The 1,094-nt window shown below is 62.1% G+C and carries 1 pseudogene; it reads right to left on the reverse strand.

The features are described 5' to 3' along the window. Positions 1-1,084, reverse strand: a pseudogene (locus tag WS49_RS33435) (IS3 family transposase); the annotation flags it as partial. Positions 1,085-1,094 lie beyond the last annotated feature (10 nt).

A 1,094-nucleotide genomic window follows, 5' to 3' on the forward strand; every position in this document is an offset into this window, starting at 1 on the left:
CCCTTGAGGATACCGTTGACCCGCTCGGCCAGCGCATTCTGGTAGCAGTCGTAGCCGTCCGTCATCGAACAGCGCAAGCCGTGACGTCGATGGATGTCTTGATAGTAGGTCGAGCAGTACTGGACCCCGCGATCGGAATGATGGATCAGTGGCTGACCGGTTCGGCGACGGCGCAACGCCTTCTTCAGCGCCTGGCTGACCTGTTCGGTCTGCAGGCTGTCGTGAACGTGATGACCGACGATCTTGCGCGAGAACGCATCGGTAATCAGGCTCAGGTACACGAACGGGCCAGCCGTGGGCAGATACGTGATATCGGCCACCCACACTTGTTCGGGCCCGGTCGGCACGACCTGATCCGGCCCGGGTTTGAGTAGATTCGGATGACGCCGGAAGCGATGATGGCTCTGCGTCGTCTTGTGGTACGCCCGGTGTGGCACGACCAAGAGGCGGGCGGCGCGCAGCACGTCGAACAGTCGATCTCGCCCGAGCTTGATGCCGCGCTCGCCCAAGACGGGCTCGAGCAGATGGTGCAGTTTTCGTGTCCCGAGTCTCGGCTGGCGCAGCCGTATATCCCGCACCAGCGTCGTCACGGCTTCGGCTTGCGTGCCGCGGCGTTCCTCGCTGCGACATCGCTTGTAATACGCTTGCCGGCTGATGCCCATGTAGCGGCAGGCTCGCTCGACGCTCAGCTTTTCGATCCGCCTTTGCGCGAGGACCTGCCCGAAGGCTTTTTTACGGTGATCCCGTAGTCCTTGCGCATCACGTCGAGCACGGCCTCGAACAGCGCGGCTTTCTCCTGCGCCTCTCGCAACTGCGTCTCCAATTCCTTGATGTGCTGCTCCGGTGTGAGCGGCTTTGAGTCTTGCTTTGGCATGGGGGAACCCGATCGCGCACGGCCGGATGGATCGGCCCAATCCTGCAAGCCGTGCTTACGTAACCATACCAGCACGGTCGAGCGTCCCTGGATGCCGTAGCGCCGCTGCGCCTCCTTATACGTCAGCTCGCCTTTTTCGACCTGGGCCACCACCGACAGCTTAAAAGCCAGGCTGTAGTCCCGTTGCGTCCGCTTGATCCCTTGTTCCAATTGCCACCTC

Origin of the sequence: Burkholderia sp. RF7-non_BP4 (genome assembly GCF_001521935.1) — a bacterium.
GTDB lineage: Bacteria > Pseudomonadota > Gammaproteobacteria > Burkholderiales > Burkholderiaceae > Burkholderia > Burkholderia diffusa.